The organism is Psychrobacter sp. 72-O-c, from assembly GCF_904846605.1.
Classification (GTDB): Bacteria; Pseudomonadota; Gammaproteobacteria; order Pseudomonadales; family Moraxellaceae; genus Psychrobacter.
The window spans coordinates 14396-37003 of sequence record NZ_CAJHBI010000022.1 but is presented as its reverse complement, the minus strand read 5'-3'; the positions used below and the strand labels follow the sequence as shown (position 1 = coordinate 37003).

Genomic DNA, 22608 nt, shown 5'->3' with positions numbered 1-22608 from the left:
AATCCTGCTGTACCGCTCACTGTTTTTAACATATCTGTTTAAAGGGTAGGATGGGTATTAAAGGGTAAAATAACTATAAACGACTAATAGTGCAGACACTCTACAAAACAGCCGCCCATAAAAAAGAGCACGTTAATTAACGCACTCTTTTTTAATGATGAATTTTTAATAATAGCAGTTTTGTATTGAAACAAAATATTAAAATCTAAGTCGCTTAGTTTAGCGTGCCTAGACGGCTAGATAGTTGACTGATGATTTGGTCGATTTCTTGATTGGCTTCGGCTTCATTATCTAGGTTGCCCTGGGGTGTCAATTGATTCATAACCTCAGGCAGTAGCTCAGAGAGACCTTGACGCACTTCCATCTCATTAGCACCCGTACGCGCCGCCACTTGTTGAATTTCTTGTTCATCAAACAGGCGATTGACCTCATTGGGATCAAGATTATCATTGAGCTCATTATTACTCATCCAAGAGCTTGCTTGCTTGTCATGACCCATACCTGTTATTTTTGATAGCGCACCACCTAGGCCTCCATTACGTTGGATCCAGCTAAGTACCATAGGCATAAGTGCGGCAATTAGCATACCTTTACCCCCAGATCCGCTTCTATTACGCTGACCGCCCAATACACTACCTAGAATATCACCCAATCCACCAGCGCCAGAACTCATACCGCCACGTTGGCTGCCACCACTATTACTGCCAACTAGACCACCCAAGATATCATCTAGACCGAAACCATTATCTGGCTGACGATCGTATTGCTGCGGATTGTAGTCACGTGGTTGATTGCGGCTTCCTGTTAGCACACCACCCAAAATATCACCCAGTCCGCCGGTACGACGCGGGGTGATACGCTGATTGATAGGATTACGCTGAGCGTCTTCTGGATCAATAGCACTACGCGCCACTTGTGAAACTAAATTTCCTAATAAGCTCATAATTCCGTCCTTTTGTTATCATATCGTTGATTGTTTTAAACCTTTTTTCTACCTATGGCTGCTATTTGATAAGTAATAAATAGGCTTTCAGCTTTACTTTTCAATATAGCAAATACCTTTTACTACCTAGATAGGTATTTTGTTATGACATGTAGGACTTCGTTAGCATACAGAAAATATAAATTATGATAATAGTAAGGTGTTGATAGTAAAAAGCAGACAACTTATATCTAGATCACATCTAGACCGTTTTTGTAGGAACAACATTGACCAATATATTCAACTCTCGCCATTGCTCAGCGCTGACTTGATCGCGAAATATAGTCACTGATAATGCGCGTTGGTAAGGCTCCACGATAATAAACTCAAAGCTTATCAGCCAGTGATAAGGGTGCACAGCAACCAATCCAGCTTGCCATAGCTCATCACCGCGACCCGTACGCATTAATAGCTGCCAATTTCGATCGATACGTTGACTAAGGGGTGGCTGAGTCAAATGCAATAGCATCGGTCGTGACAATGCTAGGTAACTAACTACCGCCACGCTTATCATTAGTATCAGCACATATTGCCAGAGTGCTAACGAAGCCAGCCACGCCAGCAGTATTAGTGCGCTGGCTAGGCTGATATACAGCAGCATACGCAAACGGCTGGAAGGTGTAATAGGCGTATCAATACGTAGCGTTGCTGTCTTTGTCATGTTTTTAGCACTGCAAAATCCTCTCGCTAGTTAGAGGTTAGGAAAGCAGCTGATAGTTATCATTTATTTCCTATAGCGATGGGACAAATGACTACAGCAGGTCTTTGGTATGACGCCAGGTTTTAATCTTATTGACCAGCGCCCATATCGCTTCATTCTCTGGTTTGTTTTGATTGGTAAAATAATCTAATAAATCAGGATCTTCATGAGTCAGCATCTGAGCAAAAGTTTCTTGCTCAGTAGGATCTGCGGTCAAATATAGCTCTTTTACGTATGGACCGATATAAAAATCTAATTCCTTTAGTCCACGGCGAGCTTGATAAATAATACGCCGTTGCTCGTTAGTAGGTTCTGGCTGGGTTGCTGGTGTCTGAGTTGTTGTGGTCATAAAGGCGATCTCATTAGTTAGAATTATAATTAAATTAGAATAGCAATATAAGGCATTGGTATAGCAGGATATTAATGATCGATATTAAATGCTGCATAAAAGGTATTAAGTGTTAGAGATTAGCTATTAAGTATTAAATATCAAGCATTAAGCTTCGCGATGGCGATGATTATACGCGGATAACTGACGCCATAGTGCTACCGCTTGCTGCATCATCGCCACATTATGGGTTCGGATAATACTGGCCCCTTGCTGTAGCGCAAATAGCCCAGCGGCAGTACCAACAGTATCTCGCTCTACAGCTTCGGTCTTCACGACTGCTTGCACGCCACTTTTAGTCAATACTTCGGCTAAAAAGCGCTTACGCGAGATGCCAAACATTAGGGGTAAATTGAGCGTTTGTAGTTTATCCAGCTGGGTTAATAGTTCGCAGTGATGCTCATAGTTCTTAGCAAAACCAAAGCCAGGGTCGATAATTATCTTATCACTCTTTACGCCAAAGCCAATCACTTCAGCAATACGAGTAGCCAACTCAGAGATGACCTCGCTCAACACCTTGTCATACTGCGCTAAATTATTCATAGTGGTTGGTTCACCACGCATATGCATTAGCATGACCGGTATATCGAGTTTAGCCGCCATGACTGCTGCGCCCTCACGCTTGAGCGCACGGACGTCATTCCAGATATCAGCGCCTGCTTCAAATGCGGCCTGCATGACAATTGGATTGCTAGTATCAATGGACAACCAAATCTCATCGCCAAGTTGCTGGCGAATTGCTTCGACCACTGGTACGACACGCTGAGTTTCTTCAGTAGTGGCCACAGCCTCGGCATTGGGGCGCGTAGACTCACCGCCTATATCAATAATGGTTGCACCCGCCTCTAGCATCTGCTGGCAATGAACAACGGCAGCATCAACAGTATTAAACTGTCCGCCATCTGAAAACGAATCTGGAGTTACGTTTAAGATGCCCATAATATGCGGTTGAGATAAATCGAGAACTTTACCTCGGCTGGTGACGGTATAAGCAGGTAAAGGCTGGAACAATGACATAACTTATCCGTCTTAATTAAATGATAATGTTTTAGAACTCTATTGGCTCATCATATCAGTAAACCTTACTCTGTCCTAAACTTATGCCGTACTAAAGTGCCGACCATAAAAAAGCCCTTTATCAAAAAGGGCTTTTTGTACTCTACATTAATATTATCTAAATAATACCGTCTAACTACTGATTTTACATCGCCGGTAATGGTGGTGGCGTTGCTCCAGTCGTTTTAATATTATCTTTTGCTAGATTAACTTCTGTGTGCTGATAAACCTTAGGCGGACGAGGCTCTTCACCAGCTAAGATATCCTGCAATTGATCGCGGTCAAGGGTTTCCCATTTCATCAAAGCATCGACCATCGCATGCACTTTGTCTTGATTGCCTTCAATCAGCTCACGCGCGATATCGTATTGCTCCTCTAGCATCCGGCGGACTTCTTCATCGACCTTTTGCTGAGTGGCTTCTGAGATAGTACGACTGCCCCCAAAGTAACCTTGTGAGCTATCGTCATCTTCATACACCATAATACCTAGCGCATCAGACATACCGTATTTAGTAACCATGGCGCGTGCCATTTTGGTCGCTCGTTCAAAGTCATTAGAAGCGCCTGTCGACATCTGATTAATAAAGACTTCTTCTGCAATACGGCCACCAAATAAGATGGCGAGATCGCTGAGCATTTTTGACTTATAAAGACTGGTCTGATCATGCTCAGGCAACTGCCACGTCACCCCAAGGGCGAATCCGCGCGGCATAATAGTGACTTTATGCACTGGATCAGTACCCGGTAGCAGCTCAGCAACTAGAGCATGACCCGACTCATGATAAGCAGTAGCACGGCGTTCTTCTTCACGTATCACCATAGATTTACGTTCAGGACCCATGTATAGCTTGTCTTTGGCGTCTTCAAAATCATTCATGTCGACGCTTTTCTTGTTACGACGCGCTGCAAATAATGCGGCTTCGTTTACAAGGTTTGCAAGCTGTGCACCAGTGAATCCCGGAGTACCACGAGCAAGTGAATTGGCATCAACACCGGTAGTGTTCGGTAGTTTACGCAAATGCACTTTTAGAATCTGCTCACGACCTTTAATATCTGGCAAACCTACTTGCACCTGACGGTCAAAACGACCGGGACGCAGTAGCGCTTTATCAAGGACATCAGCTCGGTTAGTTGCAGCAATGACGATAACGCCTTCATTACCTTCAAAACCATCCATTTCGACTAGCAATTGGTTGAGCGTTTGTTCACGCTCATCGTTACCGCCGCCGGTACCAGAGCCACGATGGCGACCGACCGCATCAATCTCATCAATGAAAATGATGCAAGGGGCGCTTTTCTTTGCTTGCTCGAACATATCGCGTACCCTTGAGGCACCGACACCAACGAACATCTCAACGAAATCAGAACCTGAGATTGAGAAAAACGGTACTTTGGCTTCACCAGCAATGGCTCGTGCCAATAGAGTTTTACCTGTACCTGGGGGACCAACCATCAAGATACCACGTGGTATAGTCGCACCAAGCTTAGTAAACCTATCCGGATCACGTAAGAACTCGACAACTTCTACTACCTCTTCTTTGGCTTCTTCACAGCCCGCAACATCTTCAAAGCTGACCTTGATTTGATCTTCGGTGAGCATTTTGGCCTTTGATTTACCAAAACTCATCGGACCGCCGCCTTTACCACCGGCGCCACCTTGCATGTTACGCATGAAGAACAAGAATAGACCAATAATCAGCAGAATTGGGAAACTGGCAATCAGTAGCTGCATCAGCACGCTTTGACGTTTAGGCGCAGTCCCTTCGACATCGACTTGATTCTCGCGTAGTAAGGGCATCAACTGGTCATCGGACACAGCTGGTCTAATGGTCTCAAATGCTGAGCCATTTTTCTTCTCGCCGGTGATCTGCTCGCCGTCAATTTCAACACTGGCTACCTGACTTTCTGACACTGCGGTCACAAATTCAGAATAGTTAAGGTTATCCGGCTCTGTAGATTGATCAAAGCCGCTAAACACCAGCACCAAAACGCCGATTACCACCAGCCACAATAAGGTATTTTTTACCATGTCGCTCACTAGTTATTCCCATCCCTTACTTATTGGTGTGTTTACTAAACACGTGACGTCTATAAACGTATTTCCCATTATCTAAAAGGCATCTGCCCTTTACATTTACAGCTTATCTCATTACTAAAATCGTAGCCATTCTGAGCTTAACACTATAGAAATAGCGATAAGTCTTGGATCAAAGAATAATGAAAATTAATGACCTGCAAACTGCTAATCAATGTTTGAGCTTATGGAACGTTTATCATCAGACGACTTTGTTTAAAAAATACTTCTTAAAAATATTTAAAACAAAGTTAATATACCATGATATGTGGATCTAACCTGAATAATTCAAGCAGGACTTGCCCTTATTCAGTTAACAAATGTAGCAGTTTCTGTAATGTCGTGAGTTCATTTATTTAGACTGATCAAAAAATAATAGATTAGCATAACCTGTTGAATCTGTAGTTTATTTAATCGCGATCCAAAACATCTCTTTTGACCGTGGCCGTGAGGCAGCTGGCTTAATACTACGAATTTTACTAAATTTAGGCTGCATCTGCTTGCGTAATTCCTGTGAGCCCTCTCCTTGAAACACTTTCATAATCAGCGCGCCACCTTCTGGTAAGGTTGCCAAGGAAAAATCCACAGCAAGCTCACACAAATACATCATTCGCGGCTGATCTACGGCACTATTACCCGCAGTATTGGGCGCCATATCAGACAACACCACATCCACTTGCCGATCACCGACCTCTGCCATAATACTGTCAAAAATTTCTGCTTCCCGAAAGTCACCTTGAATAAAAGTGACATCTGGCAGTTTGTCCATTGGCAAAATATCAGAAGCAATTAATGTTCCTGTCTCACCTACCAATCTACCTGCCACTTGTGACCAGCTACCAGGTGTGCTGCCCAAGTCGACCACTGTCATCCCTGGGCGTATCAATTTGGTCTTCTCATTTATCTCTAATAGTTTGTAAGCCGCACGCGCACGATAACCCTCTTTTTGGGCTTGCTTCACATAATAGTCGTCAATGTGTTCTTTCATCCAAGCGCTACTGCTTTTTGACAATTTTTTATTTTCAATACGCGTGGCCAAAATACTTGCTCCTATTACTTTATTATTACTTTACAAAGCTTAAATACCGGACTATTTACTCTTTATGTCTTTTATTACAGCTGTGAGTGCCAGCTAATTTGTTTAACTGTCTAAATTCTCTTAGTTTAATCACTGCTTTATAGGACTGTAGCGTTTATAATGTGGTAAGAGATTCAGTTTAACATTTTCATCACGTAAAATCGTGCAAAATCCTGCTGATTTCATGCAAGATGGGCGCATATTATTTATAATGATTATTAATTTTTTAACAATACTGTCTTTTATTTTTACTAACGTATAGGAATCTTATGGAACTCGATAACGCTACGATTAAACGCCTAAAAGGTATCGGTCATGAGCTCAAACCTGTGGTCATGATTGGCAACAATGGTATCACCCCTGCTATTACTGAAGAGATTGACCGTGCTTTAACCGATCATGAACTAATCAAAGTAAAACTACCTGCTGGTAGCAAGCACGATCGTGATATCGTCAGCACTGAGCTTGCCACTACTGCCAAGGCTAATGTCATTCATACCATCGGTCGTATGGCATTATTACTACGTAAAAACCCCAATGCCAACCCTAAGCTATCAAACTTGGTACGCCATGCGCAGTAGTATGGATTTACAAGCTTGAGCGCTGCAATGTAAACCAATAGACATGATAATGTATAAAAGCTGCGGCGCATCATTGCTCGCGGCTTTTATATTGCCTGATCTATATTGCTTAATCGACAGCCACCCATTATGAATACGCCCTATGAGCCAAATTTTTAACTTACGCTTAGCGACTGAAACCAGTGCTATCGACGCTCAGCAGCTAGGCGTGACTCTTGAGCAACTGCAAAGTATCCGTGTCGATGTCAGAGCAACGATTATTCAGCAACCAAAGCCGTATTTACGGTTAACGTATCAAATCAAGCTGCCCCATCCTTCTTTAGCTGCTAAATTAAACTGGCCAGTATGGGAACAAAAGCAGGTTGGTTTTAGCGATTATTTATGGGAGCAGACCTGTCTCGAGTGTTTTATAGAGACTGATTTTATAGCCGCTGACAACTCTCTAAACAACAACCCTGTAAATAACAGTAAAGCAAAGGGTTATATTGAGGTCAATGCTAGCCCAGACGGTCGTTATGCCTTGTATCAGTTTAACAGCTATCGTAATCCTTCAACACTACCACCGAATCCCCTATTAAGAACAGATGGGAGGACTCGCGCGCATATTGATTGGATTGACAGCATCTTTACGCCACATAGCCATTATGAGCATGATCCATGCTTTTATGAGCGTAGCTTTGGTTTACCCTTAAATCAACTGCCCAATCAGCCTTTTGCCGTTGATCCAATTACTATTGAACGATTACACCCTTGCGTCATTTTATGGTTTGGCGAGATTGTTTTATATTTTGCACCCAACCATACCTCTCCGCCTGACTTTCATCAACAACAATACTGGTCACGCTTTGATTATAAATCTGCGCTGGCTAAGTAGCTGTTTAAGATAGCTATTAATACGCAGAATCTATGAAATAACGATTAATACAGTTGAGCCCCTTTAAAACGGACACAGTATGGCTGGGAGAAATTTTCGAAGCATCGAAAAGTGACGCAGTCACACAGCAAGCTAGAAAAATTTCTGCCAGTTATACGCAACCATGTGTGTGACTATTTTATTTGGTACTGGCTATAGAACCTATAGCCCTGAATAGCTATAAATAAAAATAGACTGTGTTGAGGTTTCGACCATGGCATTTACGTTTGCTTAGACTCATAATCCAAAAAGCAAAAAACCCAGCAAGGTCATCGAGACCAATACTGAGTTTGGATAAAATTTTAAACTTATTACTTAAAAACTGACTTAATTAGATCTTATTTGTCAGCCATAGCAAGGTAGATGCCGCGGTCTGATGCATCATCAACGTATTGTGAATCGCGCCATGTCGTATAAGCATAGACACCACTGTATGGGCTAATACCGTTTTGACGGAAGTCAGAAACCCAATCTGTACCATCAAAAATTTGGATGTGGCCGTGTGGACGCTTTGAGCTACGGTCATAGACGATAACGTCACCAACTTGAGTTGGCATATCATTACTTATTTTGCTAAAGCCTGCGCCTGCAAGCGTGCCACGAGAGGCATATTGGTATGCTGATGGGTTAGGTGTAAACTCGTAACCGGCAGATTGTAGCGCTTTACGTACATAACGGGCACAATATCCAGAGCTTCCAGATAAAGCAACTTTTGAGGCGCGAGCAGCTGCAATAGCAGGCGCTGAATTACGATCTGGCACTGAGCTTGCTTGCTGACGACGCTCATAAGACAAACGGCTGGTCAGTGAGGCAAGCTGATATTCTTTTTGTTTGGCATGAGCACTTAAGTTATCGATAGCTTGACTGATTTCGTCATTGCTAGACACGTATGCGCCACTATTAGTACTATAGATATTACGGTTAGAACCATAGTTGGTAGAAGCTGAAATATTAGTGATGGTATGAGTCAAGGTATTATTCGGTTGAAAGGTCGTTTCGACAGCACCACTCGATTGTGCTATGCCCATTCCCAATACTGACAAAATTAATAAAGCTTGTTTCATAAATTTACTACCTATTGTTAATACAAGATTACTCGTCATCCATGACGAAGTATCAATTAATTTAGTGAACATTATCATCAAATAAACATGATAAAATCCTAAGTACAACAGCTCACTCTTTGGTCTACAGTAACTAACGTTGGCATCATTGCCCGTTCAATCACCTCGTAAATCGCTTGCTATCCATCTTATATATGTTGGTGTTGAGCATATTTACTGTGACTGTCGCCTTTATCACCTAGTAGATGAGTCATTTCGATGTCAAAAAAACAGCCCAATCGGCTCGCCAAGCTTATCGATCATCAAGCTTTCGCTGGTAGCGCGCTACCACAAACTCTTGCTGATAATATGCGTCTCTATACACAGGCAACCCATGAGGTAAAAATGCTTCTGGTAGAGTGTCTCCCTGAGGAAATACTTAATACCTGTTGGGTCGTGGGACTAACAGCTGAGCAATTGACCCTAAGTGTGGGCTCAATGACCGCAGCCAATCATATTCGCTACTTACAAAACGCCTATCTGCGAGTGTTAACAGAGCAGTCAATTACATTTCAACAACTCAAGCAGATTAGGGTCGTGGTAGCACAGAATCCTGCTGACAACCTATTATGTAAAGAACAATCAGCGTTGTCGACGACCTTATCAAAGTCTTATAAAGCCAATGAGAATCAGGCCTTTAGCCAAAACACAAAGCGGACTATATCACAGGCCGCAAAGCATGTCACCACTGATAATAATCTTCAAAAAGCACTTTTGCGCTTGGTTGATGAGTAAAATTCTTCACCTTACAATGTAATCTTATGTAAGTAAATTAAGAAAATCTGATTAATATCTTACGAATTTTCTGATTTTATAAACAAAAAAAATCGTCTGGTGGTAACATCCAAAATATGAATGTCGCCACCAGACGATTTTTTATGACCCAAAGTAACGGTACTATCTAGCTTTCCACTTATGTATCAATCTTTTGCCATATTATTCTTCGATTATCATCCTGATAAGTATGGCCAACTTTGTAATCTTACGTAAATGTTGCGATACATCGTGTATGTTCGTGTGTTCAAACGTCAACAGTTAACTCTGCTACAGACAAATACTCAATAGGACAGTTTACATTGTCATCAAAAGTTACAATTTCAAAGTTACTTTGGTCTGACAATATTTCACGTACCAATAAATTGTTTAAGGCATGACCAGATTTATAGGCATTAAAACGACCTAAAATGGGATAGCCAATCAAATATAAGTCTCCTAATGCATCTAAAATCTTATGACGGACGAACTCATCGGCAAAACGTAGACCCTCAGCATTAAGAATATGCTCATCATCGATGACAATCGCATTATCCATACTGCCACCTAAGGCAAGATTATTCTGTCGTAACGCCTCAATATCACGTAAAAAACCAAAAGTACGCGCCGAGCTTAACTCCTCAATGAAATTTTGAGTGGAAAAACGCAATTGTGCATGTTGAAAGTCTTTATCAAAGGCAGGATGATCAAAATCAATTTCGAAGTTCAGTTCAAACCCTTCATAAGGACGTAGCTCTGCCCATTTATCTTCAACTTTTACTCGTACTGGTTTCACAATTCTCAAAAACTTTTTTAAACCTTCTTGTTCACACAAGCCAGCTTGTAGTAGTAGGCCGACGAATGGTGAGGCACTACCATCCATAATCGGAATCTCTGAGGCAGAGACTCGAATTAATAAGTTATCAATGCCAAGTCCCGCAATCGCACTCAATAAATGCTCAACGGTGCCAACACGCGTACCACCAAATACTAGATTCGATGACATCATAGTATCTTGTACCAAAAAAGCACTAGCAGGAATCGGTGAGCTGCCGTTAATATCGGAGCGCTCAAAGACTACTCCCGTATCAACAGGCTGTGGATGAAACTCTAAGTCAACAGGTTCGCCACTATGCAGACCGATACCTGTGAGGGCTATAGCTGTTTTTATGGTTCGTTGGTTCATGGCTTCTTTCCCACATATCTTGTTACAATTGCCCTAGTGTACCATTACTTGACTCCGATTCGCTATAATTAAAACAGGCTAATTACTTATCTCTCTGATTGATATAGCTCATCATGAAGAATTTTCTAGTAAAATTTACTCACTATGAGGGTAGAAAGAACACAAAATATAAGAAAAAAGTTAATAAATTCCTGTGTTTTACCACATTTTTAGCCGATAGCCACAAAAAAACCAGCGTCAATGCGCTGGTTTTTTATTTATACGAAGGTATCTAAAGACTATATAAGAATGTTAATAAAGAACAAGACTAAAAACTATTCATAGCTCTAACACCCATCCAAACAATTGAATTATTTATTCTGCTGACGTTTTAGATAATCTTGGATACTGTTGGTCTTAGTCTGCGGTTGCTCTTGGCTAGGCGAGCGCGTAATACTGTCTTGATACAGCTGGTTTTGTGACTGCTTTTGACTGTTCAACGCACTGGTATGAAGATTAGGATCAACCGGTTGTGTGCTGGTAACAGAAGGGATTGGCTGAGGAGCCTCAGGTTCTGCATACTCATCTAAGGTCAGACCTGTGGCAATAACGGTAACGTGTAACTCATCGCCCATATCCTCATCAACCACTGAGCCATAGAAAATATTAGCGTCATCGGTGTCAGTAATACCTTCAACGATTTCACTGATTTTGCTAAACTCGTCTAGTGATAAGCTTTGCGAAGAGATGACGTTAACCAACAAACCTTTAGCATTCTCTAAACGCAAATCATCAAGTAATGGCGACTTAATAGCTTTTTCAGTCGCTTCACGTGCGCGATCATCACCGCTAGCACGGCCAATACCCATCATCGCATGCCCTTTAGCAGTCATCGCGGTACGGATATCGTTAAAATCAATATTCACTAGACCTGAACGAGCGATAGTCTCAGCAATACCTTGCACCGCATGCATGAGCACGTCATCTGCTTTTTTGAAAGCGTCTTGCATTGAAAGATTGCCGTAGACACTCATTAGCTTGTCATTCGGGATAGTAATAATAGAGTCCACAAAATTAGTCAGTTGTTCAATACCAGCCTTAGCGGCTTTAATACGCTTACCACCTTCAAACTTGAATGGCGTGGTCACTACTGCAACGGTCAATACTTCCATTTCTTTAGCGATACGTGCGACTACTGGAGCAGCACCGGTACCTGTACCACCGCCCATTCCGGCAGTAATAAAGACCATATCTGCGTTTTCGAGTAAGGCACGGATAGATTCTTCTTCACTTTCAGCGGACTCGCGTCCCACTTCTGGATTGGCACCTGCGCCAAGACCACGATTACTCTTTGCACCCAGTTGTAACTTATGAGGAGCGGTTAGACGATCAAGGGCTTGTTTATCAGTATTGGCACAAACAAACGTCACGCCTTTAATACCTTGTTGCACCATGTGTTCAACTGCATTGCCGCCGCCGCCGCCCACACCAAATACGATGAAGCGAGCCTGACCGTTGTTTTGAAGTTGATTATCATCTGGCATAGTGTATTTTGACATAAAAAAGATTCTCCAGTTGCAGATAGCATGATGAGCAATACGTGGTAACACACTTGCATGACGTACTATCGACTTACTATATATAAATGTTTCTAAATAAAATAGGGTTTCGGCTTAAACAATCCATTTTAAGCTTGAAAGTAAATATATCATTGTTGCTTGTAACCTTGATTTTGACATCGCTCTTCACACTGTTGCATGATCTGAATGTCATAATCTGGGTACATCTCGTAAAGTGCGTCCTTTATTATCAAAGCACTTTTGCAGATGTTGTTACAATATTTTTTTTAGTACCTGATTAAAACGCTGCCCTGCACTTTGAAACACACCTTTTACTCGACCTTTCTGAATGGCTTCAGGCTCGCTTTTTTCACTGTGGCGAAACTGCTCGCTTTGGCTGTATAACAAAGTACCAAAAGCTGTATAGTAGGCACGGTCATTAACCTGATTATTGAGTTGCTTAAACGATTCATCATTATCAAAATGGTTATAAGCGCTAATGTCAGGATGAGTATTGGTCAATACTACTGACATTTTAAGTAGTTTTTTGGCAAACGGCACCATGCCTTTAATGCTACTACCACCGCCAGTAAGTACGATACCGCGATCAATATAACTTAGCAGATCAGCCTCATGCAACTGACGAGCCACTTCAGTAAAAATTCTGATATAACGCGCTTCAATGATTCGTGCCAAGTTATACACATTGACATTAATCTCATCGCTTAAACCTTGTGGTCTAAATATAAAAAACGAGCTGGGATCTACGCTATGGACATCAACGGTACCATGAGATTTTTTAAGTTTCTCAGCTTCTATCATCGAAATACCGATATCTGCTGAGATATCCATGGTCACTTCATGACTACCCGTTGCCACACAATGGGTAAAGATCAGTTTATTCTCTTTATAGACACAGATACTGGTACTACTGGCGCCAATATCCACTAAGCAAACACCTTGCTGACGTTCTTCTGCCATTAGGCTATATTCGGCGCTGGTAACGGCATCGAAAACAATATGATCGATCCCGACATCACAGCTTTGTAATAGTTTTTGTATGTTTTGACGGCTGGCGACAGGTAGCATCATCATGTGATACATCACAGTAATATTGTGCGCCACTGTTTCAATCGCATCATCAACCATGAACTCTTGGTCATCGACATAAATGCCTTGTTGACAACAATGCATCAAATAATAATCAGAAGGTAGGTCTTGCGACTTAGCATTAGATAAGGCTTGTACCATATCTTGAGCGCGCACCACTTCATCCTCTACGTCCACATGACCGGCACTATTTTTACTAGATAATTCAGGTGTTGCTAAGGTCAGCCAAACGCTGTGCACACGGCAATTTGCAGTATCTTCCGCTTCTTGGATGGCTTGTTTGATCGCGCCTTGTAAGCGTTCACGATGTTTGATTTGACCTTGATAAAAGTCACTGTTTTTAACTTGTCCCACACCCATAATACGAATGTCTTTTGCAGAGACAACGCTGCCAATGACGGCATAGACTGCCGTGGCACTTAGATGAACAACAACCAGATTTTCAGTATTTTTCATGGTACCAAACAAATTATCGCTAAACAGGAGACTGGATGACGTCCCTGTTGAGTCATTAGAATGAACGCTATAAAACGCTGTGATATCGAAAGCAAGATTCTTATGTTAAATAATTAATCTATACTATCAACCTATACTATTTATCTAGACTATCTACATAAGTTAAGGGGCTGACTACTCGTCAGAAGTTTCCGTCTGCGGGGCTTTGATATTCCAAGCAATAGTGAAACCATTCTTATAACGTAAATCTATCGATTGCATATCAGCACGGCGACTGTCTAATTGATTACCGAGCAGCTGACTTAAATTCAGCAACTTTTGCGCGGTATTTTCGTTATCGACAATAACACGAAGTCCATTATCAAAGCGAATTAGCCAAGTCATCCTTGGGGATAAAATAATGTCTTCAACCCGCATATCAAGGGGTGCATACCAACCATTTATTTGCTGCATTTGTTGCATAATAACTGGCGCTTGGGTCATCTCGCCTTGCAAGGTAGCAAACTGAACTTGGGTCAGCTCTCGGTCATCAGCGGGTACAAATACTGTCCCCTTAGCATCAACCAGCCGCTCTGTACCAAAATTAGCCACTGCCTGCTTGGGCAAGGCCTTAACCACAATGCCGTTTTGCCAATCACGGGTTATACTAACCTGATCGACCCAAGAAAGACCCATAGTGATGTCTCTTAACACCTGTAAATCAGAGGTAAAGAAACTACTCACTCTCTGCTGGCCCATTACCTGCTGTAGGGCTTGGTATTGAGTGGCGGTCAGGCCTTGAGTGCTAACATGAATAGCTGCAGGCGGCGCATCACGTAACGCTTTACCGCCCATTATCAATATTAACAACAACATTCCTATTACCAACATCATAAAAAAATATTTAATGGCAATTGGTATTTGGAAACTGGCTTTCGGACGACGGGTCTTATCACTCATCAAGTCAGTTACGTCGTTGACAGTTTGAGCCATAGTGACCTTTATTCCTATATTCGCCTATGCTTGATAGGCACTATTTACTTATATCTGTCTATTTATCTTTAATAGACACCAGTATGTTGCTACTATTTTTATTTGAGATTCTGATTTCTTGATCGTTTGATAGCTTAGTCATTAAATAACTTAGTCATTAAATATTACCGAGAAAGCATTATTAGTCTAACTAATAAGTCTTATTGAAGCTTTCTACTTGTCTATTTTATTAGAAAAACTTACAAATTAATATAAATGTCACCAAAGTAGACCAATCATTACAATATTAACGTATTTTGCAGTGAAACAATAGCTTAACCCATACTATGACTAACGAATTTACACAAGATTACATGACGCTGTGGTGTAGCAGGGCTAGCGATACATTAAACGTTTTTCTTATCCATTTCCGTTCCGCTAAATATTTAGTTTTTTAAACAATCGCTACTGGTTCTTGCAACTGGCATTTTCTCATTGCGCCGACTTAATTACTATAGTAATTGCTATAAGCCGCTTTAGATTACTATAGAGTCTGCGCTAGGATATGCCAACATAAAGTGTCAAAATCCATACCACGAGCTTTGGCTGCCATAGGGACTAAGCTATGGCTAGTCATGCCTGGTACGGTATTAATCTCGAGCAGCCAAAAGTTGCCAGCCTCGTCTTGCATCGCATCGATACGTCCCCAACCTTTGGCATCAACAGCGCGAAAAGCGGCAAGGCTCAAGTCTTGTAGATGTTTTTCGTCAGCGGTGCTTAAGCCGCAAGGGATATAGTAGCTGGTATCATCACGATTATACTTAGCTTCAAAGTCATAGAAGTTGGTAATGTCAGCAGGTTCTAGACGAATGACCGGATAAGCCTCATCATCAACAATAACGATGGTAAATTCGCGTCCGGTAATCCAGCGCTCTGCCATCACCGCATCGCCGCATTGAACCGCAGTTGCATAGGCGGCAGGAAGCTCATCAAGATGATTAACCTTAGTCATGCCAATACTTGAGCCTTCATGTACTGGTTTAATAATCAGCGGCAGCCCCAGCATATTAACCACTTGCTGCCAGTCGGTGTTGGCAGTAAGCAATGAAAACGGTGCGGTCGATAAGCCGCATCCTTGCCATAGCTGCTTGGTGCGTATTTTATCCATACCAAGTGCCGACGCTAAGACACCTGATCCTGTCTGCGGGACATCCAACCACTGCAATACCCCTTGTAGCAAGCCATCTTCACCGCCGCGACCATGCAAGACGTTAAACACACGATCATAATCGCGCAGCTCAGCAATATCTTGATGCTTTGGATCATAATGAGTGGCATCAACGCCTTGATTTTGTAGCGCTTGCAATACAGCTGCGCCGCTATCTAAGGACACGCTACGCTCGTTACTATTACCACCATAAACAACGGCTACTTTGCCAAACACACTAGCATCTAACGCTGGCTTAGACGCTACTACTGTATTTTGACTCTGCTCACCACTCGGTACTTTATTATCATCTTGCTCAGTTTGAGCAGCAGCAGCCAGTGCGGACTCTGGGTTGACAATATTGACCGCACCCCAATCCTGATTGTTGTCAGTTAGATCTTTGCCAGTTAGATCATTAGAAGCTTCACTATTTGTTTTATTATTGCTGTTGCTATTACTGGTCATGATGATGGTTCCTAATGTAGTTCCTAATGTAGTTCCTAATATTTTCTTGATGCTTTACCTGATATCTTAATGAACACCATTAATAGGCACAATATTATCAAGCTACGAATAATCTTATAGGTATAACTCTATATATAGCTATTAGGATATAATTTATTTTAAGTAGTTATTTGATATATAAAGCATTGGCGGCCAAGTCAGTCGCAATTTGACCTATATTTCCAGCACCTTGGGTGAGAAGCATATCATTCGCTTGTAGCAAACGTTGCATGACTGGCGCGATATTATCTTTATCGATAATAGTGGGCTCAACCGCGCCGCGTAAGCGAATACTACGTGCCAGTGATTTAGTATCTGCACCGGCAATGGGGTTTTCGCCTGCGGAATAGACGTCTAATAATAAGAGCTCATCAACCGTTGAAAGTACTTCGACAAAGTCATCAAAGCAATCGCGGGTACGGCTATAGCGGTGCGGCTGAAATAGCATTACTAAACGGCGCTCAGGGAAACTTTGACGCGCCGCTTTAATGGTAGCATCGACTTCTCTAGGATGGTGACCGTAATCATCAATGAATAATATGTCGCCACCATCGATGGCAACTGACGGATGCTGCTCAAAGCGTCGACCGACACCTTCAAATTTTTGTAACGCGCGCTTAATGGCCTCATCATCAACACCTTCGTCAGTTGCCATGGTAATGGCAGCCAGCGCATTATAAACGTTATGAATCCCAGGAATATTTAAGGTCAGGCGCAGAGGCTCACGGTCGCGGCGCAGAACGGTAAAGTGGGTTTTGGTGCCTTCGACGATCACATCAATCGCCTGTACATCGTTGAAAGGCTCAAGTCCAAAGGTCAATACCGGACGCGCAATATCATCAATCATCGCATACAGTTCGGGGTCATCACCGCAGACTACAGCGAGACCGTAAAATGGCATGTTTTGTAAAAACTGGATATAAGCCGCTTTTAACTTCTCAAAGCTGTTCTCATAAGTTTCCATATGGTCTTGGTCAATATTGGTCACAATCGCTGCCATCGGATGCAGCGACAAAAATGACGCGTCTGACTCATCTGCTTCAGCGACTAAAAACCGGCTACTACCCAGCGCCGCATTCTTGCCTGAAGCATTAAGCTTGCCGCCAATCACATAGGTTGGGTCCAGCTGTCCTTCAGCAAGCATGGTAGTCAACAAACTGGTAGTGGTGGTTTTACCATGCGCGCCAGCAACCGCAATACCATGACGATAGCGCATCAGTTCACCAAGCATATCAGCGCGGCGTACTACCGGCAGACGCGCTTTAAGCGCCGCTTTAATTTCCGGATTGCTGCGATCAATTGCGGATGACACTACTATCACGTCAGCATGCTCGATATTTTTAGAGTCATGTCCGATAAATATCTCGATACCAATGTCCTGTAAACGCTTAGTCACTGGGCTTTCGGTAATATCTGAGCCACTTACTTGATAGCCTTGATTGCTCATCACCTCAGCAATACCGCACATTCCCGATCCACCAATACCTACAAAGTGCAAATGCTGAATCCGGCGCATCTCTGGAATCTCAATTAGACGTTTAGGCAAAGCTTTCGTGATGGTCGCAGCAGATACGGCATTAGCAGAAGTGGTTGGGGACATAGAATTCTCTCTTTATTAAGGAATAATAAATACGGGTGCATCGAATATAAAAACAAACAGTCATGACAATGGACGCTTAGCTCATCAGGTTTGCTACAGCGCTTGCCAAATAATATCTGCGACTTGTTGACTGGCGCTACGATTGGCAATAGCATGACCTTTCTTTGCCATCTCTAAGCAAGTACGCCGATCAAAAGCAGCAAGCTCATTACCTAAACGCTGAGGTGTCAGCTCAGCTTGCGGTAATAAAATGGCGGCATCATGCAATGTTAGAGTGCGAGCGTTAGCCGTTTGATGATCATCGACGGCACTTGGCAGTGGCACAAAAATTGCTGCTATACCAACGTTTTGAATTTCGGTAACCGTCAACGCGCCAGCACGGCAGACAATGACATCTGCCCAATTATAAGCGACTGCCATATCATCGATAAAAGGTTGCACAGTGATCTGGTGTTGGCTTAACTCTTCGCTGTCATAAGTCGCTTGCGTTTGCGTTTCATTATTACGCCCACATTGATGACGTACCTCAAATGGGCGAGCTGTCAACGCTAATGCTTTGGGAACGGTGTCATTTAAAACTTGCGCACCCAGTGATCCGCCAACAACCAATAGTCGTAGTGGAGACTTATCCATGACATCATAACGAGCAGATGGCGCAGCAACGCCAGTAATAGCATTGCGCACCGGATTGCCAACAGTTTCAAGCTTAGTACTAAACTTAGCATCAAGCTGACTATTGGCAAAGGTGTTCTCAAAGGCTTGCAACACCTTAGTAGATATTTTAGCCAAGTAACGATTGCTCATACCCGCAATCGCATTTTGCTCATGAATAATCAGCGGCGTGCCCGTCATGCGCGCAGCAATCCCGCCAGGCGCGGTCACATAACCACCAAAACCCACCACCATGTCAATCTTATTACTGCGAATAATTTTAATGACGGCCATAGTTGCTGATAATAAAGTCACTGGCATTTTGAGCAGTCGCCCTACCCCTTTACCACGCAAACCTTGCATAGCAATAGCATGAAACGTATAGCCGGCTGGTTCGACTAAGCCATTCTCCATACCATTTTCTGTACCAAGCCAATGAATGACCGCACCGCGCTGGGTAAGCGCCTCACTAACCGCAAGCGCTGGAAAGACATGCCCACCTGTGCCAGCGGCCATCATTAATATATGCGGTGTTTTCATTGCTCTCTGCCTTTCTTATCTTTATTCATTAATATTAATTGATTATTAGGTTTTGCATCATTACTTTACGCAATCACTTTGCGCTATTAACTTTACGCCATTAAACAGTCACGTTCAGGCTTACAAACCTAGTAAGCAACCATAACGTCAAAGCCCGCATAGTATAGAGGAAATCATCCTCAGATATACAGTGTTTTATAGGTTAAATGACAGAATAATTGATGCTTCATTGGCACTCAAGTGACTGTATTACCAAGCAATAAAAGCCTTTCAGGTAAAGAGAGTCGAATAAGGCAAACTTACTACAGTATTTTATAATACTTACCCTAATAGTCCTTTCTCTTAACCATACTTTATCAACGACAGCCTTTTAACAGCGTGCCTCTATCGCAACTATCAAGTCGGTCGCAATATCAGTGCCACATTGATCATCAATCTCACGTACACAAGTGGGACTGGTGACATTAATTTCCGTGATACGGCCGCCAATCAAGTCTAATCCAACAAACATCAAACCCTTTTCTTTAACAATCGGCGCGACTACTTGTGCTACTTGACGTTCAACTTCGGTTAGTGGCATGGCTACTCCGCTGCCACCTGCTGCTAAATTACCACGGGTCTCACCTTTGGTTGGAATGCGCGCTAAAGAATAATCGACTACCACTCCATCAACAATCAGTACGCGCTTATCACCTTCTTTAATCTCTGGCAAATAACGCTGCGCCATAATTGGTAAAGTCTCAAGTTCGGTCAATATCTCCAGTGTTACTCCGATATTTGGGCTGTCTGCGGTCAGACGAAATATTCCTGTGCCGCCCATACCGTCAAGCGGCTTAACGATTACGTCTTGTTGGTCGGCGATAAATTTACGGATATGTGCTTGTTTACTGGTCACAATCGTTGGGCTCATATAGTCACTAAACCAAGTCGCAAACAGCTTTTCATTACAATCCCGAATGGCTTGCGGGTCATTGACGACTAGTACGCCTGCGGCCTTAGCATGATCAAGCATATAAGTGGCATAAATAAAGCGCATATCAAATGGCGGGTCTTTACGCATTAAAATGACATCATAGTCGCTAACCGGACCAGTGCCTTTTTTACCTAAAGTATAGAAATCCTGAGGATCACGCTGCACGGTCACCGGCTGCGAATCTATCATCAACTGACCACGATCAAGCCATAAATCATGGATTTGGCAATAGCCCAACGTGTGCCCACGATCTTGAGCTGACCACATCATCGCCAAGCTGGTATCTTTTTTATAATTAACCTGCTCTATCGGATCCATAATGACTAAGATATTCAAAGAGCGGCTAGGCAAAGATTTTTTAACATTTGGTTGGCTCATGATAAGGCTCGCTTACTGGATGTTGTTGTTATTAATAATACGACACGTATACAAAGACGTCAGCAATACGCCATATGTTTACGGCAATTTACACGCCGTATTGCGCACGATAATGCTGCATTTTTGCAAGTTGGGTCGCGTCTTTATGCTGACGATTCCCATCAGCAAGATAACCGATTAAATCATCCATATTCACTAGGGCGCGTACCGGTACTTGCAAGGTTGCTACCAACTCTTGAATAGCAGAATGTTCAGCCAAACCTTTTTCTTTACGATCTAAAGCAACGATAATACCAGCAACACTGGCACCTGCTTGCTCTAAAATATCGATGACTTCACGCATAGCCGTCCCAGCAGTGATAACGTCATCAAGTATCCACACCGATTTATTACTGACATCAGCACCGACTAAATTACCGCCCTCACCGTGGGTTTTGACTTCTTTACGGTTATAACCCCATTCGGCATTGATACCATGATGTAGCCACAATGCTTGTGCGGTGGCAGCCACAAACGGAATGCCTTTATAAGCCGCGCCAAAGATGACTAATTCTTTACTACTAGCACTATCAGCGTCATTGTTGTTAGTAGCCATTTGCTCAGCTAAGGCTTCAGCATAACCGCGTGCCAATAACGATAGCATCTCACCAGTCGCTAACAAGCCTGCGTTAAAGAAATAAGGACTAATACGTCCAGACTTCAAAACAAACTCGCCAAACTTAAGCACCTTATTGTCTAGGGCCAACTGAATAAAGTTATGAGATGAAAATGAAGTGGGGTGCATAAGGCTTCCTTGTAAACAAAAAGTTGATCAGCCAATCGAGAAATAGATCAGCAAAAAATTTGCGTTATTGTACGCATTATTATTCAGCTTGACCAACCATTGATATGGTAATCGGGCATATTGGCATAGCGGGTCAGCAGACTACAACGTGATGAGATATTAAAATAACATTCTCCATCAGCGCGTATTTGAACATCCCAGCCCAAATGATAAGCGGCAACAATAATGTGCCCTGCAAACAGTCGGATTTGTCGATATTGATTGCGCTGCATCGGTGCTATAGATAACTGACTAAGCAGATAGCTGCGAACGTACTCACAAATTTGCGCCGCGCTATAACTTTGATTGACGCTTTTTCGGGTAGGACATTGCTTCAATGCATGAACCGCCACACTGCAAGCCATAATATCGGTTGCTAAGCTGCCCTCACCGCCTTCAAACTGTTGTGGCTGCAATATCACTTGCCAATCATCTGCATACAAACTACTCAGCAACTCATCAGGGTCGTAGCTATTGGCTGTTTTTTGTAGTTTATTTTTTTGGTCATCGACCGTAGTTTCAGTTTTGGTAAAACCATAACGGTCAAGATTGGGATAACGTCTAATAGCGCGCTGAATATCGGCCATATCCAGCAAGGTCATGTGCTCAAACGAAGATAATAAAGGCTGCTCGCTATAATTATGATAAAAACTATCGGGCAGCGTAATCAGCTTGGCAGCGTCCAGCAGTGCTAAATGCTCAGCCAATGCCTCAGAGCCGATCAGTCGCCATTTAGATAGCGAATCCTCATTCGGTTGAGTAAAACGCACCGATTTACCATAAAGGCGGCGCAGCTGACCATTACCACGGCGCGTTGGCTCTGGAATGTCTCGAAGCGGACGAGCGGGATCGAGGGGTGTTTGGTTAGGGTCAAAGTTAGGATGCACAATAGCAGGCTGCTCGCTATCCGGCAGATTAGATAATCGCCCAACGCTGCCTTCTGCACCCTTACCCTGCCCTGATAATAATGGGGCGCTAGATAAACGATCATCAGAAGTAAATGGCTGGGTCATGAAATCTCCATAGGCTATAAAATATAAAACTAAAACATAATTCTAAAAAG

General features: G+C 42.7%; 20 protein-coding genes. 3 read left to right on the top strand and 17 right to left on the bottom strand.

Going from position 1 to position 22608, the window contains the following annotated elements; genetic code table 11:
- Positions 1 to 214 precede the first annotated feature (214 nt).
- The 6 genes from JMX97_RS09285 to JMX97_RS09260 all read right to left on the bottom strand — a co-directional run bounded on the left by JMX97_RS09285 (position 215) and on the right by JMX97_RS09260 (position 6239).
- Positions 215 to 943: a YidB family protein gene (locus JMX97_RS09285; RefSeq protein ID WP_201557333.1), complete on the bottom strand. Its 729-nt coding sequence runs from the start codon at positions 941 to 943 to the stop codon at positions 215 to 217.
- 241 nt (positions 944 to 1184) lie between these two features.
- Entirely contained in the window at positions 1185 to 1643 is a 459-nt protein-coding gene (locus tag JMX97_RS09280; RefSeq protein WP_201557331.1) for a hypothetical protein, read from the bottom strand.
- Positions 1644 to 1734: 91 nt separating this feature from the next.
- Positions 1735 to 2031 (bottom strand): succinate dehydrogenase assembly factor 2, encoded by a 297-nt coding sequence (locus tag JMX97_RS09275; protein WP_201557329.1) that lies wholly within the window; start codon positions 2029 to 2031, stop codon positions 1735 to 1737.
- A 147-nt stretch (positions 2032 to 2178) separates the two neighbouring features.
- The gene (gene folP, locus JMX97_RS09270; RefSeq protein ID WP_201557327.1) at positions 2179 to 3087 is read right to left on the bottom strand and encodes a dihydropteroate synthase; all 909 of its coding nucleotides are present in this window, start codon (positions 3085 to 3087) and stop codon (positions 2179 to 2181) included.
- Positions 3088 to 3271: 184 nt separating this feature from the next.
- Positions 3272 to 5164: an ATP-dependent zinc metalloprotease FtsH gene (gene ftsH, locus JMX97_RS09265; RefSeq protein WP_201557325.1), complete on the bottom strand. Its 1893-nt coding sequence runs from the start codon at positions 5162 to 5164 to the stop codon at positions 3272 to 3274.
- A 442-nt stretch (positions 5165 to 5606) separates the two neighbouring features.
- A complete protein-coding gene (locus JMX97_RS09260; RefSeq protein WP_201557316.1) occupies positions 5607 to 6239 on the bottom strand; it encodes an RlmE family RNA methyltransferase in 633 nt (210 codons plus the stop codon).
- 308 nt (positions 6240 to 6547) lie between these two features.
- Between JMX97_RS09260 and JMX97_RS09255 the strand changes: the two genes are divergently transcribed.
- On the top strand, positions 6548 to 6859 hold the full coding sequence (locus JMX97_RS09255; protein ID WP_201557308.1) for a YhbY family RNA-binding protein: 312 nt from the start codon (positions 6548 to 6550) through the stop codon (positions 6857 to 6859).
- 142 nt (positions 6860 to 7001) lie between these two features.
- The gene (locus JMX97_RS09250) at positions 7002 to 7733 is read left to right on the top strand and encodes a hypothetical protein (protein WP_201557306.1); all 732 of its coding nucleotides are present in this window, start codon (positions 7002 to 7004) and stop codon (positions 7731 to 7733) included.
- Between the two features lie 377 nt (positions 7734 to 8110).
- Here JMX97_RS09250 and JMX97_RS09245 read toward each other — a convergent pair whose 3' ends face one another.
- Entirely contained in the window at positions 8111 to 8836 is a 726-nt protein-coding gene (locus tag JMX97_RS09245) for a CHAP domain-containing protein (protein ID WP_201557304.1), read from the bottom strand.
- Between the two features lie 258 nt (positions 8837 to 9094).
- On the opposite strand from JMX97_RS09245, the gene JMX97_RS09240 reads away from it, so the two are divergent.
- Complete coding sequence (locus tag JMX97_RS09240) at positions 9095 to 9610, top strand: hypothetical protein (RefSeq protein WP_201557302.1); 516 nt, start codon at positions 9095 to 9097, stop codon at positions 9608 to 9610.
- Positions 9611 to 9896: 286 nt separating this feature from the next.
- Here JMX97_RS09240 and lpxC read toward each other — a convergent pair whose 3' ends face one another.
- From lpxC to JMX97_RS09190, 10 genes are all read right to left on the bottom strand, one after another.
- On the bottom strand, positions 9897 to 10814 hold the full coding sequence (gene lpxC, locus JMX97_RS09235) for a UDP-3-O-acyl-N-acetylglucosamine deacetylase (RefSeq protein ID WP_201557300.1): 918 nt from the start codon (positions 10812 to 10814) through the stop codon (positions 9897 to 9899).
- A 350-nt stretch (positions 10815 to 11164) separates the two neighbouring features.
- Positions 11165 to 12352 carry a cell division protein FtsZ gene (gene ftsZ / locus JMX97_RS09230; RefSeq protein WP_201557299.1) on the bottom strand — a complete coding sequence of 396 codons (1188 nt, stop codon included), beginning with the start codon at positions 12350 to 12352 and terminating at the stop codon, positions 11165 to 11167.
- Positions 12353 to 12625: 273 nt separating this feature from the next.
- Entirely contained in the window at positions 12626 to 13918 is a 1293-nt protein-coding gene (ftsA, locus tag JMX97_RS09225; protein ID WP_201557297.1) for a cell division protein FtsA, read from the bottom strand.
- 174 nt (positions 13919 to 14092) lie between these two features.
- The gene (locus JMX97_RS09220; protein WP_201557295.1) at positions 14093 to 14890 is read right to left on the bottom strand and encodes a cell division protein FtsQ/DivIB; all 798 of its coding nucleotides are present in this window, start codon (positions 14888 to 14890) and stop codon (positions 14093 to 14095) included.
- 523 nt (positions 14891 to 15413) lie between these two features.
- Entirely contained in the window at positions 15414 to 16541 is a 1128-nt protein-coding gene (locus tag JMX97_RS09215; RefSeq protein ID WP_227671536.1) for a D-alanine--D-alanine ligase, read from the bottom strand.
- Between the two features lie 166 nt (positions 16542 to 16707).
- Positions 16708 to 18180 (bottom strand): UDP-N-acetylmuramate--L-alanine ligase, encoded by a 1473-nt coding sequence (murC, locus tag JMX97_RS09210; protein WP_201557285.1) that lies wholly within the window; start codon positions 18178 to 18180, stop codon positions 16708 to 16710.
- Between the two features lie 93 nt (positions 18181 to 18273).
- Positions 18274 to 19371 carry an undecaprenyldiphospho-muramoylpentapeptide beta-N-acetylglucosaminyltransferase gene (gene murG, locus JMX97_RS09205; RefSeq protein ID WP_201557284.1) on the bottom strand — a complete coding sequence of 366 codons (1098 nt, stop codon included), beginning with the start codon at positions 19369 to 19371 and terminating at the stop codon, positions 18274 to 18276.
- A gap of 370 nt (positions 19372 to 19741) precedes the next feature.
- Positions 19742 to 20722 carry a glutathione synthase gene (gene gshB / locus JMX97_RS09200; RefSeq protein WP_201557283.1) on the bottom strand — a complete coding sequence of 327 codons (981 nt, stop codon included), beginning with the start codon at positions 20720 to 20722 and terminating at the stop codon, positions 19742 to 19744.
- 88 nt (positions 20723 to 20810) lie between these two features.
- The gene (gene pyrE / locus JMX97_RS09195) at positions 20811 to 21506 is read right to left on the bottom strand and encodes an orotate phosphoribosyltransferase (protein WP_201557282.1); all 696 of its coding nucleotides are present in this window, start codon (positions 21504 to 21506) and stop codon (positions 20811 to 20813) included.
- 83 nt (positions 21507 to 21589) lie between these two features.
- Positions 21590 to 22558, bottom strand: a complete 969-nt coding sequence (locus JMX97_RS09190; protein ID WP_201557281.1) for a hypothetical protein — start codon at positions 22556 to 22558, stop codon at positions 21590 to 21592.
- Positions 22559 to 22608: the final 50 nt, after the last annotated feature.

Bases quoted from the DNA above. Each gene is read 5' to 3' on its own strand.
- JMX97_RS09285 (WP_201557333.1), bottom strand. From the start codon at position 943: ATGAGCTTATTAGGAAATTTAGTTTCACAAGTGGCGCGTAGTGCTATT.
- JMX97_RS09280 (WP_201557331.1), bottom strand. From the start codon at position 1,643: ATGACAAAGACAGCAACGCTACGTATTGATACGCCTATTACACCTTCC.
- JMX97_RS09275 (WP_201557329.1), bottom strand. From the start codon at position 2,031: ATGACCACAACAACTCAGACACCAGCAACCCAGCCAGAACCTACTAAC.
- folP (WP_201557327.1), bottom strand. From the start codon at position 3,087: ATGTCATTGTTCCAGCCTTTACCTGCTTATACCGTCACCAGCCGAGGT.
- JMX97_RS09255 (WP_201557308.1), top strand. From the start codon at position 6,548: ATGGAACTCGATAACGCTACGATTAAACGCCTAAAAGGTATCGGTCAT.
- JMX97_RS09250 (WP_201557306.1), top strand. From the start codon at position 7,002: ATGAGCCAAATTTTTAACTTACGCTTAGCGACTGAAACCAGTGCTATC.
- JMX97_RS09245 (WP_201557304.1), bottom strand. From the start codon at position 8,836: ATGAAACAAGCTTTATTAATTTTGTCAGTATTGGGAATGGGCATAGCA.
- JMX97_RS09240 (WP_201557302.1), top strand. From the start codon at position 9,095: ATGTCAAAAAAACAGCCCAATCGGCTCGCCAAGCTTATCGATCATCAA.
- lpxC (WP_201557300.1), bottom strand. From the start codon at position 10,814: ATGAACCAACGAACCATAAAAACAGCTATAGCCCTCACAGGTATCGGT.
- ftsZ (WP_201557299.1), bottom strand. From the start codon at position 12,352: ATGTCAAAATACACTATGCCAGATGATAATCAACTTCAAAACAACGGT.
- ftsA (WP_201557297.1), bottom strand. From the start codon at position 13,918: ATGAAAAATACTGAAAATCTGGTTGTTGTTCATCTAAGTGCCACGGCA.
- JMX97_RS09220 (WP_201557295.1), bottom strand. From the start codon at position 14,890: ATGGCTCAAACTGTCAACGACGTAACTGACTTGATGAGTGATAAGACC.
- JMX97_RS09215 (WP_227671536.1), bottom strand. From the start codon at position 16,541: ATGACCAGTAATAGCAACAGCAATAATAAAACAAATAGTGAAGCTTCT.
- murC (WP_201557285.1), bottom strand. From the start codon at position 18,180: ATGTCCCCAACCACTTCTGCTAATGCCGTATCTGCTGCGACCATCACG.
- murG (WP_201557284.1), bottom strand. From the start codon at position 19,371: ATGAAAACACCGCATATATTAATGATGGCCGCTGGCACAGGTGGGCAT.
- gshB (WP_201557283.1), bottom strand. From the start codon at position 20,722: ATGAGCCAACCAAATGTTAAAAAATCTTTGCCTAGCCGCTCTTTGAAT.
- pyrE (WP_201557282.1), bottom strand. From the start codon at position 21,506: ATGCACCCCACTTCATTTTCATCTCATAACTTTATTCAGTTGGCCCTA.
- JMX97_RS09190 (WP_201557281.1), bottom strand. From the start codon at position 22,558: ATGACCCAGCCATTTACTTCTGATGATCGTTTATCTAGCGCCCCATTA.